The sequence below is a fragment of the Clostridium pabulibutyricum genome, assembly GCF_058242705.1.
Window position 1 is genome coordinate 498959 of the sequence record NZ_JBZAYZ010000001.1, and the last position, 18888, is coordinate 517846.

The following is an 18888-nucleotide window of genomic DNA, read 5'->3' on the forward strand; positions in this document are numbered from 1 at the left end:
GTGTATTTATATGATTAATATTTTGGATTTTGATATAGAAGAAATGAGAAACTGGCTGAAACAAAATGGGCAAAATTCATTTAGAGCAAGTCAAATCATGGACTGGATATATAAAAATAACATTTTCGATTTTGAAAAAATGAAAAATATTCCAAAAAAACTGAGAACATCTTTGAAAGAAAATTTTTACATAGAAGTTCCTGAAACCGTGGGGATGTATGAATCAAAAGAGAAAGATACTTTCAAATACTTGTATAGGTATAATGACGGGAATGTAATAGAAACAGTTGTAATGAGTTACAATCGTGGAAATTCAATATGTGTTTCAACTCAGGTAGGATGTAGGATGGGGTGTACATTTTGCGCATCCACTATAAATGGGATGGTGAGGAATCTTACTCCGGGTGAGATAATTGGACAGATACTTGCCGCACAGATGCATTTTGAAAGAAAGATTTCAAATGTAGTTCTTATGGGAAGCGGGGAGCCTCTTGACAATTATGATAATGTTGTGAAATTCATAAGTATAGTTAATTCCGATTACAGTTTGAATATAGGGCAGAGGCATATAACTTTATCGACATGCGGTTTGGTCCCCGAGATAATAAAGCTTGCCAATAGAAAGCTTCAAATAACTCTTGCCATATCGCTTCATTCTCCAGAAGATTTACTTAGAAAACAAATGATGCCTATTGCCAACAAATATGCTATAAGTGAAATAATTGATGCATGCAAATACTATATAAAAACAACAGGAAGAAGAGTTTCATTTGAATACGCCCTTGTAAATGGAGTAAATGACAGCAGTCAGCATGCCTTGAAGGTTGCAATGCTTCTCAAAGGAATGATCTGCCATGTAAATCTGATCCCGGTAAATCAAGTAAAGGAAAAGCGATTTGAGAAATCATCCAAGAACAGTATTGAAAAATTCTTGCATATATTATCTCAAAATGGAATAGAAACTACTATAAGAAAAGAAATGGGTTCAGATATAAATGCTGCTTGTGGTCAGCTTAGGAGAAAATATCTTGAGTCTAAAAAAGAAGTAGAAGGGGTGTAAAAAATGGTAGGGATCTTATCAGATGTGGGCAAGGTTAGAAAATTAAATGAAGATTATGTGAGCTACTACAACGGGGCAGATTTTACTATATATGTCATAGCTGATGGAATGGGCGGACATAATGCAGGGGAAGTGGCGAGCAAACTTGCCGTGGAAACTGTGATTGAACATATGAAATCCGTTGGTGAATTAACTGACATGAAAGATGATCTGCTTTTAGCAATAGACAAAGCAAATTCCAATATATTTGAACTGTCAAACAAGGATAAAAAATTGGCTGGAATGGGGACAACTATAACTGTATGCCTTGTTAAAAATGGCCAGATGATAATAGGAAATGTTGGAGACAGCAGTTGTTATGTTTTGAAGAAGGATGGTATAACAAAAGTCACGAAGGACCATTCTCTAGTGCAGCAGCTTATAGATGAAGGAAGTATAACTGAAGAACAGGCAGCCATACATCCAAACAAAAATATAATAACCAGGGCACTTGGAACAAATAAGTCGGTTGAGGTTGATATATTCAATGTAGCTCTTGGAGATGTGGAAAAAGTTCTTATGTGTACAGATGGTTTATCTAATGAAGTAAGTTTGAGTGAAATGTATGATATTATATTGAGAAACAACAATAACGAAAATGCCTGCAGTCAACTTGTGGAACTTAGCAAACTTAAAGGTGGAAGGGATAATATATCGGTTATTGTATTTGAAGGAGAGTGTAAAGATGATAGGAACGATGCTGGGAAATAGATATGAACTGCTTGAAAAAATAGGTGAAGGTGGAATGGCAGTAGTATATAGATCCAAGGATCATCTGTTGAATCGTAATGTGGCAGTCAAAATCTTAAAAGAACAATTTTCGAATGATACTGAATTTGTTGAAAAATTTAAAAGGGAGGCAACTGCGGCAGCCAGTCTTTTAAATAATAATATAGTAAATATATATGATGTAGGAAGTCAGGACAACATAAACTATATAGTTATGGAATATGTGGCAGGAAAGACATTAAAGCAGGTTATAAGAGAAAAAAAGAGAATTGAGTCGGCAGAGGCTGTTGAAATATCTATTCAAATAGCAAAAGCCATTGAATGTGCCCACAAGAACAATATCATACATAGGGATATAAAACCACATAATATTCTTGTAACTGAAGAGGGAGTCGTTAAAGTTACTGACTTTGGCATAGCAAAAGCATCCAATTCTTCAACAATAACCAATTCAAATAAAATAATGGGTTCTGCACATTACTTTTCGCCCGAACAGGCCAAAGGGAGCTTTGTTGATTTCAGAACTGATATTTATTCACTTGGAATTGTAATGTATGAAATGGTTACAGGAAGAGTGCCATACGATGCAGAAAGTCCTGTCTCAGTGGCATTGAAACATATACAAGAACCAGTAGTCCCGCCAAATCAGCTCAATGAAAGTATTCCGGACAGTTTGAATAAACTTGTGCTGAAAGCGGTCGAGAAGGAACCGATAAAAAGGTATCAGACCATGAGTGACATGTTGAAGGATCTTAAAAAGATACAAAACAATGAAATTCCTAATATTGTTGATGATGATATTGAAGAAGACATGACAAGAATAATGGACCCTATAGATGTCAGCAGTCTTGAGGATAAAGAAGATAAAAAATATGATGATGATAAGGAATATGATGAATCGGAAGGTGTAAAGAAGAACAAGATACTGGATTCAAGAAAAAAGAAAAATATTCTTGCAGCTGCTATGATAATGCTTGCTATTGTTGTTGGATCCATATTGGGATATTCTTATTACATTAAAGGATATGGTGCGGAAACCACAGTTCCGAGTATTATAGGTATGAAGCAGAGTGATGCAAAGAATGCTGTTGAGGCAAAAAAACTCAAATTCGTAGTTGTATCAAAGGAGAAAAGCAACAAGGATAAAGGAACCGTGCTTAAAGTTTCACCAGACGAGGGAACTAAGGTTAAGGTAAATTCGGAAGTCAGGGTTACTGTAAGCGGGGGTATGGATAAACTTACGGTTCCGAATGTTGTAAATGTTGATTACAATACTGCCAAAGATATAATATCCCAGAGTGGGTTGAAGGTTGGAGATGTGAGTTACAGATACAGCGATGATGTGCAGAACGGTTATGTAATAACCCAGGATCCTGCATCAGGTTCAGATATAGCCGAAGGCTCATCAGTTGATCTTGTTGTAAGCAGTGGACCGGAAACAAAATATGTTACTGTTCCAGATGTAGAAGGAAAGAGTATTGGTGAGGCAGAGTCGATACTTTCTGGACGCGGAATAAATTACTCTGTTCAATATGAAACAACACAGGATAAATCACAGGATGGAGTAGTTAAAAGCCAAAGTGAATCAGGTTCAATGAAGGAAGGTACTACAATCACATTAACGTGCTATAAATATTCACAGCCGCAGAATGATCAGGATACAAATGGAGATTCAGGTTCTGGTAGTGGAAACGGCAGAGATAATGATAAAGGCGGCAATGGAGGAGGCACTAACAGTGGTGGTGGTTCCCAAAACAATAATCACAGCGGTGGAAATGGTGGTACAACGGGTAGTGGCAATGGAAATCAAGGTTCTACAACACAGGGTAATGAGTAGCTGTGAATAAATATTTTTATAGGAGAAATTATGGATGGAACTATAATCAAAGGAATAGCCGGGTTTTACTATGTAAAATCCGGTGAAATAACAATTGAATGCAAATCAAGAGGAAAGTTCAGGTATAGTGGGTTTTCCCCAATGGTTGGAGACAAGGTATGCATTTCAATGGATGGAGATAAGGGTGTTATAGAGCAGATTTATCCAAGAAGATCGGTTATGTCAAGGCCAAGTGTTGCAAATGTAACACAGGCATTTGTTGTTTTTGCGGTTAAAAATCCTGAAATAAATGAGGAACTTTTAAATAAAGTAGTTGTAAATTGTGAGGCCTGCAATTTGAAAATTATTATATGCTTGAACAAGGTAGATCTTGATCCGGGCTGTGAAAGAGGTCATTTAGTTGAAATGATGAGAAATGCAGGATATGAAGTGGTGTTTTTGCAGGCAAAAGAAGGAATTGGCATAGATGAAATAAAGAGACTTATGAAAAATCAGACGAGTGTTTTATGTGGGCCTTCCGGAGTTGGAAAGTCCACAATAATGAATAAAATTGCAGGTATGGAACTGATGGAAACTGGAGTTATAAGTCGAAAACTGAAGCGTGGGAAAAATACTACAAGGCATAGTGAGCTTATAGAACTGTGTGGGGGATTTTTGGTTGATACTCCCGGATTTTCATCATTGAATATGAGTTTTGTAAATAAAGATGAGCTTCAGGGATATTTCCCCGAGTTTCAAAACGTTATTGAAAATTGCAAATTTAATACTTGTCTACATTACAAGGAGCCTGGATGTGCAGTAAAATCCATGGTTGAAGAGGGTAAAATAGACAGGGAAAGATACAATTTTTATATAAAAATGCTTGAAGATATAATTAAAAACAAAAGAAATACTTGGTAGACACAATATTATAATGTGCTTAGGAGGAGATTTTATGGTAAAAATAGCACCATCGATTTTGTCTGCAGATTTTGCCAATCTGGGCATCTGTATTGACGAATTGGATAAGTGTAATGCTGACATGATTCATATTGACGTAATGGACGGTATGTTTGTGCCTAATATATCGTTTGGAATTCCAATTATAAAGTCTATAAGAAATAGGACCAAGATACCCTTTGACGTTCATCTCATGATAGAAGATCCGTCAAGGTATGTAAAGGATTTTGCCGAAGCAGGGGCTGACATAATAACGGTGCATTTCGAGGCGGACCGGCATATAGACAGGACTATAAACTATATAAAGAGTTTTGGAGTAAAGGCTGCAGTGGCTCTTAACCCGGCAACAAAAGTTGAAAATATAGAATATATAATTTCAAACCTGGATATGGTTCTCGTAATGTCTGTAAATCCTGGATTTGGAGGACAAAAATATATAGAGTATTGCTATGACAAGATAAAATGTGTGAAGAAGCTTGGTGAAAAATACAAAAAGGATCTTATGATTGAAGTTGATGGTGGAATAGGAAAAAACAATATATCCAAAGTTGTGGACAGTGGTGCAAACGTAATTGTGGCAGGTTCGGCTGTTTTCAAGAACAATGACATAGAGAACAACATTGCCTCTCTGAGGGGTGAACTTTAAATGAAATCAGTTATAGTATCGGGAGGAGAGGCACCTTCTTTTGAACTTTTAAAAAGCGAACTTGATTCAAGTTCGCTTTTAATATGTGCAGATAGTGGTGCAAATTGTTTGTATAAGTATAATATGGTTCCTGATTTTCTTCTAGGAGATTTTGATTCCATAGATAAAAAAGTGCTTGAATTTTTTAAGAATCGTGGTGTTGAAGTACAGAGCTATCCTTCAGAAAAAAATTTTACAGATACTGAAGCTGCTTTTTATAAGGCTGTTGAAATGGAGTCAGATGAAATAGTATTTCTCGGCTGTACGGGAACAAGACTGGATCATATAATGGGTAGTATCGGAATGCTTAAAAAAAGCCTTGATAAAGGGATAAAGGCATATATAAAGGATAGGAACAATATTATACAGATACTTCACAGAACAAGCATAATAAAGGGTACAAAGGGAGATACATTTTCACTTTATGCATATTGCGATAAAGTTTCAAATTTGAACATAAGAGGAGCAAGGTACAAGCTTGAAAATTATGATCTTAGACTTGGCGACTCAAGGACTGTATCAAATGAATTTTTAAGTTGCGATGTTGAAATTGCGTTTGAAGATGGACTTTTATTGCTGTTTAGAAGTTATGATTGAAAAAAACTTTTGGTAACAATATTTAGTTATAAAACATATAATAGTATAAAGTAAGTCATAAAGGATAATAGCTGTGGGAAAGAAATGTTTAAGAAGAAGGACAAAAAAGAAAATAGGATTGATTGTCTTATCGATAGGGGCCGGTTTACTGCTTACAGTTATTATACCTATATGGGGATGGATAATAGCAGGAGGAGCAGTCCTTATTTACTGTGGATGGTGTTTGATAGGAAATTATAAATAGGGGGATGTATTATGAAGATTATTACAGTAAAACTTCCTGGAGTCTTGTCTGCAATTTTAAAATTGTTTAGAAGAAAAAAGAAATAAAAAAACATAAAAAATAAAAATGCAATTGCTGTTTGACAACTGCATTTTTTATTTCTTATATAGCACGCTGAACCTTTCCTGAACGAAGGCATCTTGTACAAACATGAATCCTTTTAGGAGTTCCGTTTACTATTGCCTTTACTTTTCTTACGTTTGGAGCCCAACTTCTTTTAGATTGACGGTGTGAGTGGCTATATTGTACACCAAATATAACTTCTTTTCCGCATATTTCGCACTTCTTCGACATTACAAACACCTCCCTAAACTCAAACAGTACTTATTTTACCATAATATTATAAGTTCATGCAAGAGAATAATCAAAAAATTATTTTATTCTAAATAAAAGTCATTTTAACGCTTTTATTTTATTTAAATCTGTTTTAATATATTTTAAAAAATACAGGCTATTATTTATATATAAATTAAAAAAAGCTCAAATAATATAGTCAATTTTTGGATTTGTACCTTGTATTATTCTAAATTCATATTATAATATATTATTATAGTAATAATAGTTAATTATTACTGAACCTGATTTGGCCAATATTTAAAATCTTATTTTTAGAGGGGGATTAATAAAATGAATTGCGGCAAGGATATAGATATAATATATAATGATAGAAACAAGGTTGTAAAGGACGGCATATGCTATACAAATTTTCTTTCAAGAGAAAATGCACAGAGTGTCAGAAGGTTTTTTGAAACTTTCCCTAAATATGAACTGACACCACTTGTAGAACTTAAAAACCTTGCAGGATATTTTAAAGTTAAAGATATATATGTAAAAGATGAGTCAAAGAGATTTGGATTGAATGCATTTAAGGCTCTTGGAGGTTGTTATGCCATAAGCAAGTGCATATGCAGCAAACTTGGAATAGATATAAAAGATGCAAGTTTTGAAGTTTTAAGTTCCCGTAAAGTAAAAGACAAGCTTGGGGATCTTGTATTTGTAACAGCTACGGATGGAAATCATGGAAGAGGAGTTGCATGGGCTGCAAGACAATTCGGGTTCAGATCGATAGTGTATATGCCCAAAGGTTCAGCTCTTGATAGATTGAACAATATAAAAAAAGAAGGGGCAGAGGCAAGTGTGACTGACATGAATTATGATGATGCCGTAAGATATGCAAAGAAAGTTGCAGACAATATTGGTGGAATTATGGTTCAGGATACTGCCTGGGAGGGTTATGAAGAAATCCCAACGTGGATTATGCAGGGGTATACCGCAATAATGGATGAAGCATATACCCAAATTGAAGAATTAGGATATGACAAGCCTACGCATGTCTTCCTTCAAGCTGGAGTTGGGTCTTTTGCAGGAGCTATGCTTGGTTATCTTGTGAATACATACTCAAATGACAGTCCGATATCTGTAATTGTGGAACCTAGTACTGCGGCCTGCATATATAAGTCAGCTTCTTTAGGCGATGGGAAAATACATCCTGTAACGGGTGACATGGAAACTATTATGGCGGGGCTTGCTTGTGGAGAGCCGAATACTATCTCATGGAAAATACTCAGAGATTATTCTTCGGCATATGCATCCTGTGACGATTATGTATCTGCAAGGGGAATGAGAATACTTGCAAATCCGCTTGATGGAGATGAGAAAATTGTATCCGGCGAATCTGGTGCTGCTGGTATGGGATTATTGAGTCTTATTCTTCAAAAGGATGAATTTAAAGATGCCAGAGAAAAATTAAAGCTGGATGGAGATTCGAGAATACTTGTAATAAGTACGGAGGGAGATACTTATCCTGAAAATTATAGAAGTATAGTATGGGATGGAAAATGCTCGAGTTATCGATAAATTTAAGGTGGCGTAAGGGTCGCAGACTGTCTGAAAAATAATGGAATAGTTTTAAATATCCGTCAGATTTTTTTAGTCCGGCGGATATTTTCTTGAATTAATATTTTATTTAATATAAAATATGTTTATATAAAACCTATAGTATAAAAGGAGGTTCGAATATGATAGGAAGCATTGAAGGCGAAATGGGACAGATTGATTATTCAGAGGAAAGTGTTGCAAACATAGTTGGAATATCTACTATGGAATGTTATGGTGTAGTTGGAATGGCATCTAAAAATGCAAAGGACGGCCTTTGGGAACTCATAAAAGGAGAGAGCTTGAGCAGAGGGGTAAAGGTGCGTTCAAAAGACAACGAACTCCTTGTGGAACTTTATATAATGGTGGAATATGGAACAAAGATATCTGTAATTGCAAAAAATATAATACAGAAGGTAAAATATAATATAGAAAATTATGTAGGACTTAAAGTTTCTACTATTACAGTAAATGTTCAAGGTGTTAGAATCTAGGGAGGAATTTATAAAAATGGATTACTTAAAGATAGATGGACATTGTTTTTACAATATGATGGCAAGTGCAAGCAATGCACTTTGCGAGCAGAAAGATATTGTAAATTCGCTTAATGTTTTTCCTGTACCGGATGGGGATACAGGAAGTAATATGTCCATGACGTTGAAAGCGGCTGTGTTGGAGATAAGTGAAATGAAAGATGAATCTCTGGGGCGGATGGCAAAAAGACTGGCAAAAGGTGCACTTATGGGCGCAAGAGGAAATTCAGGTGTTATACTTTCACAAATATTGAGAGGCATTGCAAAAGGTCTTGAAGGAAAAAACGAAGTGGATTCAACTGAGTTTGCACAAAGTATATCCGAAGGAGCAAGATTTGCATACAAAGCTGTTATGAGACCTACAGAGGGTACAATACTGACTATAATAGGAGCTGCAGGCAAGTGCGCATTGAAATCCAATGAAAGCAATATTACCATGCTCCTAGAGGAAGTATGCAAACGATGCAGTGAGGTGCTTGATAGAACTCCTGAAATGCTTCCCGTTTTGAAAAAGGCGAATGTTGTTGATTCAGGAGGAAAAGGCCTTCTTGTAATACTTGAGGGAATGTATGCAGCTTTGAGAGATGGAGTTTCGGATGTTGAACTTGAGAAATTTGAAAGTTCGAATGTAGAATCAGCAGTTAAAAATATAAATGATGATGATATAAAATATGGCTACTGCACTGAATTTTTAATCCATTCGGATGCCGATTCAGATGCGTTCAAGGCAAGATTGTCTGGCATTGGGGATTCAATGGTGGTTGTAAGTGACGATGGCATAATAAAGGTTCACATACATACGAATGATCCTGGATGGGTACTGTCACAAGCGGTAAAGCTTGGAGAACTTTCTAGAATAAAAATAGACAACATGAGAGAGGAACACAGGCATGTCCTTGGTATAGATGGGCATACTCAAAAAAATCAAGAAAAATATGATGACGAACAGAAAGAGATTAAAAAATACGGTTTTGTTTGTATAACTATCGGAGAAGGACTTAAAAACATATTCAAGGATCTTGGTGCGGACTATATTGTGGAAGGCGGACAGACGATGAATCCAAGCACACAGGATATACTTGAGGCTGTTCAAAAAGTGAATGCCGAAAATATATTTGTACTTCCAAACAATAAAAATATATTCATGGCGGCAAAACAGGTTTGCGAATTGAGCGACAAGAATGTGATAATAGTCCCGGCAAAAACTATGCCTCAGGGGATAACTGCCATTACATCCTTTAATTCCGATCTTGATGTTGAGGCTAATACAAAATCCATGGAGGAATCTATAAAACAGGTTGACACTGGATTTGTAACTTATGCGGTACGTGATACGGATATGGATGGAAAGTTGATTAAAAAGGGCGATATAATTGGAATTGTAGAAGGAAAGATAATTGAGTCTGGATCTGACATGTTTGAAGTGTGCACAAAAATAATAGATAAAATGTCAGATGAAGATAAAGATCTTGTAAGCATCTACTATGGAAGTGAATGTGATACTGAACGTGTTGATGAATTTGTATCAGGTATAGAAGAAAAATATTCGGATATGGACGTTCAGAGTTATAATGGAGGACAGCCGCTCTATTATTTTATAGTTTCGGTTGAATAGAAAAAGCCATGATACGGCTTTTTTTATTTTGTAGTATAAAGGGTCGGGTGATTTTATGAATGTTTATGATGCTGTTGGAAATTTGAAAGGTGTAGGTCCGAAAACGGAGGAAAGTTTGAACAAATGCTGTATATTTACAATACTTGATCTACTTCTGTATTTTCCACGTGATTATAGAAATGTATGTACCTACGACAATGTGGGAAATGGAAATGGTAAAGTTATACTTAACTGTACCGTAAAGTCCATAGGGAGAGATATAAGGACTAAAACTGGAAGGGTGATAACGACTATAGTGTTTGAAAATGAAGACGGTACGTTTCTTGGAAAGTGGTTCAACCAGCCCTATATGAAAAGAAAGTTTGTTGTGAACTCAAATTATACGATAGTTGGAAAGCTTCAGGAGTTTAGAGGAAGTATAAGCATAATGAATCCAGTAAAGGTTGAAGAGGACTCTAAAAAAGTATCAGAAGGGGGAATACTTCCGATATATCCTCTTAAAAGCGGAATTACAAACAATATGCTTGTAAAATTGATATCGCATGTACTTTCAAAGATAAAAGTTGAAGAAAATTTGCCTTTGTGGATTGTAAAAAAATATAAACTTTTTAGTATGGATTCCGCACTTCGTGAAATTCATTCGCCTTCAAGTGTAAAATTGTTGAAGGAAGCAAGGAGAAGGCTTAAATTTCAAGAACTTTTTACCTATTCATTGAAAATTCTCATGGTGAAGGAGTATTACAATAAAAACAGGAATGGAACAGCTTTCAAAATTTCCAGGGAACTCGTTGGACTTAGAGATTCACTTTCATTTGAACTTACAGAATCCCAAAACAAAGTTATGAGGGAAATACTAATAGATGAGAAAAAACCTTTTAGAATGAATAGGCTTCTTCAGGGAGATGTTGGAAGTGGAAAGACTATAATATGTTTGATTGCAATTTTTAATGTTATAAAAAACGGGTTTCAGGCTGTACTGATGGCACCTACTGAAATACTTGCAAGACAGCATTATACGGACAGCAATTTGATTTTTAAAAAGTTCAATGTGAGTATTGCATTGTTGTGTGGAAGCAGTACAAGGAAAGAAAAGGAAGATATAAAAAAGAAAATCCAGGATGGAACTATAGATCTTGTAATAGGAACTCATGCCCTTATAGAAGAAGATGTTGAATTTAAAAAGCTTGGTATTATAGTTACCGATGAACAGCATAGATTTGGAGTCATGCAGAGAAACAAGCTGCTTGAAAAAGGTAAAAACTCAGATATCCTTGTAATGACGGCCACACCTATTCCAAGAACACTCACACTTTATATGTATGGAGATCTTGATGTATCTGTGATAAACGAACTTCCTCCAGGCAGACAGAAAATAGAAACCTGTTATATTGATATGAAGTTTGAAAGAAAGGCTTATGAATTTGCGTTAAAGGAGATAAAAAATGGAAGACAGGTTTACATAGTTTGTCCTCTTGTGGAAAAAGGCGAGAGCGATGAACTTGCATCTGTTGAAAAACTTTACGAAAAGCTCAAAGATACTTATTTCAGGAATATAGATGTAGATATATTGTATGGAAAAATGGCACCAGCTTTGAAAGATGAAATAATGAACAAGTTCAAGGAAGGAAAAACAAAAGTAATAATATCTACAACTGTAATAGAAGTTGGGATAAACGTTCCAAATGCTTCACTTATTATAATAGAGAACTCCGAAAGATTCGGGCTTGCACAACTTCATCAACTGAGAGGGAGAGTTGGAAGGGGAAAGTACAAATCCTATTGTATACTTTTAGCTGATATAAAGAATGATATAATAAGAAAAAGGATGAATATTATGAAAAGCAGTACGGATGGTTTTTTTATAGCAGAGCAGGATTTGAAAATAAGAGGTGGGGGAGAAATATTTGGATTCAGACAACATGGAGAGGATGGACTTGTAATTTCAGATTTTGTAGAAGATATAAATGTATTCAAGGCAGCAAATTTTGAAGCCAGGAAACTTATAGAAAGCCGATCTGAAGAAGATCAAAAAATCAAGGAAGAAATGCTTCAGGGGCTTGAAAGAACATCAAAGTATATTTGCTTTAATTAATTTTTGTTAAAGACACAAATTTATGTTAAAATATTATAGATAATATACATAACGTGTTGCCAGGGAGGAATATTTATGAGAATAATTGCGGGACTTGCCAAAGGAAGAAAATTGATGTCACCTGAAGGATATGCTACAACAAGGCCCACTTTAGACAGAGTCAAGGAAGCCATGTTCAATATTCTTCAGATGAAAGTGCCTGATGCGGTTGTTCTTGATGCGTTTGCAGGAACGGGAAGTTTGGGACTTGAGGCTGTTAGCAGGGGGGCTAAACATTGTTTCCTTGTAGACCAAAACAGTGAAACATTTTCCATACTTAAGCAAAATGTAAGTTCACTGGGATTTGAAGACAAGTGTACTTGCTTTAATAAAGATTCTTATGGAGCACTTACGGAATTTGCAAAAAAAGAAGTCAAGTTTGACTTGATATTCATAGATCCACCTTACAGAAAAAATATGATTCCTGGAGCTGTTGAAATAATAGACGATAATAATCTCTTAAAAGATAATGGCATAATAATGACCAAAATAGATACAAGAGAAGACATATACAAGGGAACGCATGCGATTCCTTTGAACGATAGTAGGAAGTACGGTAAAACTACCGTTTGTGTTTATAGAAAAGTCGGGGAGGATTGTTGAAGTGAATAAGGCAATATATCCTGGAAGTTTCGATCCTGTTACAAATGGGCATATTGATATAATAAAAAGGTGTTCAAAGATATTTGATGAGTTAATAGTTGTAGTTTCAGTTAATCCGGATAAAAAAGGACTTTTTAATAATAATGAAAGAGTTGAGATGATAAAGAGGACTATAAAAGACATCAAAAATGTGCGTGTTGAGATATTTTCGGGACTTTTGACTGACTTTATGAGAAAAAATAATATAAGTATTATAGTAAAAGGACTTAGGACGATATCTGATTTTGAATATGAATCTCAGATGGCCTTTATAAATAAGAAGCTCTTTGACAACATAGAAACTATGTTTATGATGGCAAGCAGTGAAAATTCATATTTGAGTTCATCGGCTGTGAAACAGGTAGCTGCATTTGGTGGATGCATAGAAGGGCTTGTGCCTGACGAAATTATCCCAGACATAGTGGAGAGAATAAAAGAGAATCGCAATAAAGTTAATTGCCCTTAGGAGGAAGAGTAATGGAGACTATCAAGTTATTGGAGTATCTGGAGGAAATTATAGAAACATCTTCAAAAGTACCTATGACAGGAAAAGTAATGGTCAATAAAAAAGAGGCCATGGATGTTTTGGAAAAAATACTTAACTGCCTTCCGGCTGAACTTAAGAAAGCGCAGTGGATAGTTGATGAGAAGGAAAGAATATTAAGCGATGCCATAAAAGAAGCTGACAGTATGAAAAAAGAAAATATAAACATATTGAGACGTCAGATAGAAAATCATGATGTAACCAAAGAAGCAAATAAAAGAGCGGCGGAAATAATATCTTCTGCAAAGAAGAACGCAAGGGCAATACGTTTGGGGTCTGTAGATTACGCAAGTGATATATTGAAACAACTTGATAATGAGATAGACATGAAAGGAAAGGAAATGATCTCATCTCTCAAGGTTCAGCTTCAAAGTTTTGTGGACAATCTCGATGGAAGTATAAAAATGGATACAAATGCTATAAGAGAAAACATAGAGGAACTAAGAAACATGAAAAAATAAATTTTTTAGCTTGAATACAAATACTGGAAACATCATTAAAAAAATAGCAGATATAAATATATTTATTTTATAGTAGGCAAAACCATAAAAGTAGAAGAATGTTTCAATGGAGCTAAATCTTTCATAAATTACAAAGATTAAGAGGCTTGTACCTGAGCATATAAGTCCATGGATGAATTTTCTGCATATGTATTTTACCATGGAAACTTTAAATTTATAAGTAAATGAATATACTTGGGATATAATTGAAAATCCACTGAATGTAAATAGAAAGCTCACTATGGCTATTTTGGCATGTATACCTGCATTTGAGGAGGATACCAGATTGCATCCATTTGTCATTTCTATCATTCCTAAAATCGTACCTGATGTTAAATCCTGTGATGATCCGATAATTTTAGAAATTTTTAATATTGCAAAATTGAATAGTGAATTATTTACAAGAATGTTGTTTACAACGGAAAAAACAGTTACAAACCCACCAATTGAAAGGCATGTCTTTATAGAGTTTTCTATGCTGTCTTTAAATATTTTCCCTATATTCCTGTTGTTTTTAGCAGTTATCATTTTGTTTTTTGAAGCTTTAAATCTGTTATCTGCAGGAAGTATTAATCCCATAATCATACACGAAATTAAATTTGAGAGAAGTAGCAAATAGCCTATGTCTGAATTTTTAAACATTGATATTCCGACAGAACCTAGTATAAATAGAGGACTTGAGTTGGAGGCTATGTTTAAAAGCCGCTGCAGAGTACCTTTGTCTATTTCATTTTGAGCATACAGGTCACAGGCGTATTTTGCACCCAATGGATATCCGCATAATATGCTTATTACAATTGAAAAACTGCAGCTTTTAGGAAGTCTTAAAGGACGACATAGTATTTTACCGAAAAATTTTGAATATATGGTTATACCATTGCAGCCTATTATAACATTTGAGACTATTAAAAAGGAAAACAAAGAAGGAAACACTTTGTAGAAAAACAGGGCGGCTCCATCTATGGCTCCGTCCATACATACTTTAGGGGATACCAATATTTGTATTATTAAGATTGAACATGCTAAAGTGATAAATAAATTACGATCTTTTATTATAAAGGCCATAGCAATAACAAGAGAAGCGAGTACTGCATAAAACAACACATCCATGAATAAAACCACCTGCTTTTTAAGTGAAATCACAAAATTAATATATTTAAATTATATTAGTAGGGAGTAGTACTTATTCATTAAAAATTTCAACTAGCTGTATACTATGACGCTTTTTTTGTAGTCCAGGTTGAAGTTGGAGGATTCGTTTAAAAGACTGTAGGCTCTTGTTGATGCAGTGTCAATTTTCAAGACTGGACTTGATGGAGTATTTTTTGGAAAACGGGTGTATATAGGTATTGATGATTTTTTGCTAGCTTCTTTTAGTATTTGTCTGCCGGTTTTGTTGAAGCCGAGGACACGGGCATAAGGACAGCTCATTTTTGAAAGATTTAAAATATCGAACTTATCAAACCCAAGAAAAAACTGACATAGTATCCTGCTTATTCTGCTGTATGTATACCGTTTTGTTTTTGCAAGTTTTACTATACTGTCGTAGGAGGTTCCCTTGTTTATGGATTCCAGTATTCTGTTCTCTATTCCTTCTGTGGCATCTGGGAGCGTTGAGAGGCTATCTGTGTCGAAGAGAGATTTGTATTTTATATAAGGAACCATTTTGTTTTCCAGGGAAAAGTCAAAACCTGAGTCATGGAATTTTTTTAGAAGACTGTAGGTGCAATCTGGAAGACTGGTTTTTATGCCTTCTATGGATTTATTGGATTTTAAAATATTTCTTATAGCTGAAGCGCTTGAAAAACAGCCTTCTGTTTCAAGGCTTGAATGAGATGCACCCTTTCTTTTTACAGGAACAATGTTTATATTGCTTTTGAGTTTTTTCAAGCTTTTTATATATTCTATTGCAAGTATGTTGTTTGAAGATGAAATAATTTTTTTTATATCGTATTTTGAATATGATGGATAATACCTATTTATAAATTTTTCTAGTGAAAAAGATCTTGCAGATGCATATGACGCTCCGGATTTTAATTGTTTTTTTAATAGAACTTTGAATTCCAGAGGTTCTTCAACTAGAATTTCCGATATAAGAGTCAAAATTTTAATATCGGTACATTCACTTCCAAAAGATATGCTGTCAATAACACCAAGAGAATTCAGAAGGCTTACGGCTCCAAAAGAAAAAAATTCTGCGGAGGATATACTGTACAAGGCAGGTAGTTCTATTACAAGATCAATTCCATTTATAAGACACAATTCTGTTTTATGCCATTTGTCTAGTATAGACGGTAAACCCCTCTGAACAAAGTTGCCGCTTATCACCGCAACTGTTCCCTGGGACTTTGTTATGTCTCTGGCGCTGTTTATTTGATATATGTGGCCATTGTGAAAAGGATTGTATTCAGCTACGATTCCGATTGTTTTCATTTATAACATCAATCCTCCAATTTTTTTTGTGATCGCATAATTTTTCATGTATAATTATTATAACAGATTAAAATAATTAGTGTAACAGCTAAAATATTTGAAGAAAAAATAAAGATTTTAAATATTATTTATTGAAATATATGTCCAAAAAGTATTATATTATAACTATATGTTATTTTTATTAATTTAACAATTGAAGGGAGAAACGAAAATGAAATTGATGAAACAAATATGGGTCAAGGCAAAAACAGACAAAAAGAAAATTGTGCTGGCCGAGGGAGAAGAAGAGAGGAACATAAAAGCAAGTGAGAAAATAATAAAAAATGGAATATCAAATTTGGTGATGGTTGGTAACATTGACACTATAAAGGCAAAGGCAGCTAAATTGGGGGTTGATTTAACTGGAGTTGAACTGGAAGACCCTGAAATTTCACCAAAACTTGAAAAGTATTCAAATGAATTTTATGAATTAAGAAAGAAAAAAGGAATGACGCCTGAAAAAGCGGATAAAATAGTAAGAGACCCTCTTTACTTTGCAACTATGATGGTAAAGATGGGAGATGCAGATGGACTCGTTTCCGGTTCAATACATACTACAGGAGATCTTTTAAGACCAGGTCTTCAGATTGTAAAAACTGCACCAGGAACTTCAGTAGTTTCCAGCATATTTATGATGGAGGTTCCAAACTGTACTTATGGTGACAACGGAATGCTTTTATTTGCAGACTGTGCAGTAAATCCTAATCCTAGTACAGAACAACTGGCAGCAATAGCTGTAAGTACTGCAAAAACTGCGAAAGAACTTTGTGGAATGGATCCTAAAATAGCAATGCTTTCTTTCTCTACAAAGGGAAGTGCACAGCATGAAGTTGTAGATAAAGTTAGAAATGCAACTGAACTTGCAAAGCAGATGGCACCGGATCTTAAGATAGATGGAGAATTACAGCTTGATGCATCGCTGGTAGAAGAAGTAGCAAACCTAAAAGCACCAGGAAGTCCTGTTGCAGGTCAGGCAAACGTACTTGTATTTCCAGAGCTTCAAGCAGGAAACATAGGATACAAGCTTGTTCAAAGATTTGCCAAGGCAGAAGCTATAGGACCTATATGTCAGGGATTTGCAAAGCCTATAAACGACCTTTCCAGAGGATGCAGCTCGGATGATATAGTAAATGTTGTAGCAGTAACTGCAGTACAGGCACAGGCATCAGTAAAATAACAGGACTTAGAAAATTAAAATAAGGAGAGGTAGTATATGAAAGTTTTAGTAATAAACTGTGGAAGTTCATCTTTGAAGTATCAGCTTATAAATATGGAAGATGAGAGTGTACTTGCTAAAGGACTTGTTGAGAGAATAGGAATAGAAGGTTCCGTATTAACTCACAAGGTAAACGGAGAAAAAAATATTATAAAACAGCCTATGAAAGACCACAAGGTAGCAATAAAATTGGTTCTGAATGCACTTGTAGACAAAAATTATGGAGTAATAAAGGATATGTCCGAGATTTCAGCTGTAGGACACAGAGTTGTACATGGCGGAGAAAAGTATGCGAAGTCTGTTTTAATTGACGATGAGGTAATAAAAGCAATAGAAGACTGCATAAAACTTGCACCTCTTCACAATGGTCCAAACCTTATAGGCATAAATGCATGCAAGGAACTTATGCCGGATACACCTATGGTAGCAGTGTTTGATACTGCATTTCATCAAACACTTCCGGATTATGCCTATACTTATGCAGTTCCATATGAATTATATGAGAAATATGGAGTGAGAAAATATGGTTTTCATGGTACTTCCCACAGATTCGTTTCAAGGGAAGCAGCTAAAATGCTTGGAAAAGATATAAAATCGCTTAAAACAATAACATGTCATCTCGGAAATGGTGGAAGTATATGTGCAGTTAAAAATGGAGAGTCCATAGATACAAGCATGGGATTTACCCCTCTGGCAGGTATATGCATGGGAACAAGATGCGGAGATATAGACCCAGCAGTAGTTCCATTCCTGCAAAAAACAGCAGACATGTCTGTTGATGAAGTGGACGCTTTAATGAATAAAAAATCTGGAATACTTGGAATATCGGGAATAAGTAGTGATTTCAGAGATATTATATCAGCTGCAGATAAAGGAGACAAGAGAGCAAAACTTGCACTGGATGTATTCTTCTACAGGGTAAAATCAGTAATAGGTGCATATGCTGCTGTTTTAGACGGAGTTGACTGTATAGTATTTACTGCAGGATTTGGAGAGAACTCGTCTTATGCAAGGGAGACAATATGCAGTGGACTTGGCTATCTTGGAATAAAGATTGATAAAAAGAAAAACGATGTAGCGGGAGAACCAGCAGAAATAAGTGCCGATGACTCAAAGGTTAAAGTATTGTGTATTCCAACTAATGAAGAGCTTATGATAGCAAGGGATACCCAGGAAATAACAAAAGCATGA

The 18888-nt window shown here is 35.1% G+C and carries 19 protein-coding genes; 16 read left to right on the plus strand and 3 right to left on the minus strand.

Annotation, left to right across the window (positions count from 1 at the left end; genetic code table 11):
• The first annotated feature begins 10 nt into the window (after positions 1–10).
• The 7 genes from rlmN to AC4CVH_RS02580 all read left to right on the plus strand — a co-directional run bounded on the left by rlmN (position 11) and on the right by AC4CVH_RS02580 (position 6130).
• Positions 11–1060 (plus strand): dual-specificity RNA methyltransferase RlmN, encoded by a 1050-nt coding sequence (gene rlmN, locus AC4CVH_RS02550; RefSeq protein ID WP_490786145.1) that lies wholly within the window; start codon positions 11–13, stop codon positions 1058–1060.
• 3 nt (positions 1061–1063) lie between these two features.
• Positions 1064–1810, plus strand: a complete 747-nt coding sequence (locus AC4CVH_RS02555; RefSeq protein WP_490786146.1) for a Stp1/IreP family PP2C-type Ser/Thr phosphatase — start codon at positions 1064–1066, stop codon at positions 1808–1810.
• Positions 1785–3665 carry a Stk1 family PASTA domain-containing Ser/Thr kinase gene (gene pknB, locus AC4CVH_RS02560; protein ID WP_490786147.1) on the plus strand — a complete coding sequence of 627 codons (1881 nt, stop codon included), beginning with the start codon at positions 1785–1787 and terminating at the stop codon, positions 3663–3665. Before AC4CVH_RS02555 ends, pknB begins: the two co-directional genes overlap by 26 nt.
• Positions 3666–3695: 30 nt before the next feature.
• Complete coding sequence (gene rsgA / locus AC4CVH_RS02565; RefSeq protein ID WP_490786148.1) at positions 3696–4565, plus strand: ribosome small subunit-dependent GTPase A; 870 nt, start codon at positions 3696–3698, stop codon at positions 4563–4565.
• A gap of 34 nt (positions 4566–4599) precedes the next feature.
• Positions 4600–5250: a ribulose-phosphate 3-epimerase gene (gene rpe / locus AC4CVH_RS02570; protein WP_490786149.1), complete on the plus strand. Its 651-nt coding sequence runs from the start codon at positions 4600–4602 to the stop codon at positions 5248–5250.
• On the plus strand, positions 5251–5886 hold the full coding sequence (locus tag AC4CVH_RS02575; RefSeq protein ID WP_490786150.1) for a thiamine diphosphokinase: 636 nt from the start codon (positions 5251–5253) through the stop codon (positions 5884–5886).
• Positions 5887–5959: 73 nt separating this feature from the next.
• Positions 5960–6130 carry a hypothetical protein gene (locus AC4CVH_RS02580; protein ID WP_490786151.1) on the plus strand — a complete coding sequence of 57 codons (171 nt, stop codon included), beginning with the start codon at positions 5960–5962 and terminating at the stop codon, positions 6128–6130.
• Positions 6131–6271: 141 nt separating this feature from the next.
• Here the strand turns inward: AC4CVH_RS02580 and rpmB are convergent, their stop codons facing one another.
• Complete coding sequence (gene rpmB, locus AC4CVH_RS02585) at positions 6272–6463, minus strand: 50S ribosomal protein L28 (protein WP_490786152.1); 192 nt, start codon at positions 6461–6463, stop codon at positions 6272–6274.
• A 333-nt stretch (positions 6464–6796) separates the two neighbouring features.
• Here rpmB and dpaL point away from each other — a divergent pair, with 333 nt between their 5' ends.
• From dpaL to AC4CVH_RS02620, 7 genes are all read left to right on the plus strand, one after another.
• Positions 6797–8026, plus strand: coding sequence for a diaminopropionate ammonia-lyase (gene dpaL, locus AC4CVH_RS02590; RefSeq protein ID WP_490786153.1), 1230 nt, complete (start codon positions 6797–6799; stop codon positions 8024–8026).
• Between the two features lie 161 nt (positions 8027–8187).
• A complete protein-coding gene (locus AC4CVH_RS02595; protein ID WP_490786154.1) occupies positions 8188–8538 on the plus strand; it encodes an Asp23/Gls24 family envelope stress response protein in 351 nt (116 codons plus the stop codon).
• Positions 8539–8554: 16 nt separating this feature from the next.
• A complete protein-coding gene (locus AC4CVH_RS02600) occupies positions 8555–10192 on the plus strand; it encodes a DAK2 domain-containing protein (RefSeq protein WP_490786155.1) in 1638 nt (545 codons plus the stop codon).
• Between the two features lie 55 nt (positions 10193–10247).
• On the plus strand, positions 10248–12284 hold the full coding sequence (gene recG / locus AC4CVH_RS02605) for an ATP-dependent DNA helicase RecG (RefSeq protein ID WP_490786156.1): 2037 nt from the start codon (positions 10248–10250) through the stop codon (positions 12282–12284).
• A gap of 75 nt (positions 12285–12359) precedes the next feature.
• Complete coding sequence (gene rsmD / locus AC4CVH_RS02610; RefSeq protein ID WP_490786157.1) at positions 12360–12926, plus strand: 16S rRNA (guanine(966)-N(2))-methyltransferase RsmD; 567 nt, start codon at positions 12360–12362, stop codon at positions 12924–12926.
• Position 12927: 1 nt separating this feature from the next.
• Complete coding sequence (gene coaD / locus AC4CVH_RS02615; RefSeq protein ID WP_490786158.1) at positions 12928–13431, plus strand: pantetheine-phosphate adenylyltransferase; 504 nt, start codon at positions 12928–12930, stop codon at positions 13429–13431.
• An 11-nt stretch (positions 13432–13442) separates the two neighbouring features.
• On the plus strand, positions 13443–13970 hold the full coding sequence (locus AC4CVH_RS02620) for an ATPase (RefSeq protein WP_490786159.1): 528 nt from the start codon (positions 13443–13445) through the stop codon (positions 13968–13970).
• Here AC4CVH_RS02620 and ylbJ read toward each other — a convergent pair.
• Together ylbJ and AC4CVH_RS02630 are read right to left on the minus strand one after the other, a co-directional pair.
• Entirely contained in the window at positions 13950–15119 is a 1170-nt protein-coding gene (gene ylbJ / locus AC4CVH_RS02625; protein WP_490786160.1) for a sporulation integral membrane protein YlbJ, read from the minus strand. The genes AC4CVH_RS02620 and ylbJ overlap by 21 nt on opposite strands.
• 93 nt (positions 15120–15212) lie before the next feature.
• Positions 15213–16442, minus strand: a complete 1230-nt coding sequence (locus AC4CVH_RS02630; RefSeq protein ID WP_490786161.1) for a nucleotidyltransferase — start codon at positions 16440–16442, stop codon at positions 15213–15215.
• Between the two features lie 211 nt (positions 16443–16653).
• Here AC4CVH_RS02630 and pta point away from each other — a divergent pair, with 211 nt between their 5' ends.
• Both pta and AC4CVH_RS02640 read left to right on the plus strand, forming a co-directional pair.
• A complete protein-coding gene (pta, locus tag AC4CVH_RS02635) occupies positions 16654–17658 on the plus strand; it encodes a phosphate acetyltransferase (protein WP_490786162.1) in 1005 nt (334 codons plus the stop codon).
• 36 nt (positions 17659–17694) lie between these two features.
• A complete protein-coding gene (locus AC4CVH_RS02640; RefSeq protein WP_490786163.1) occupies positions 17695–18888 on the plus strand; it encodes an acetate/propionate family kinase in 1194 nt (397 codons plus the stop codon).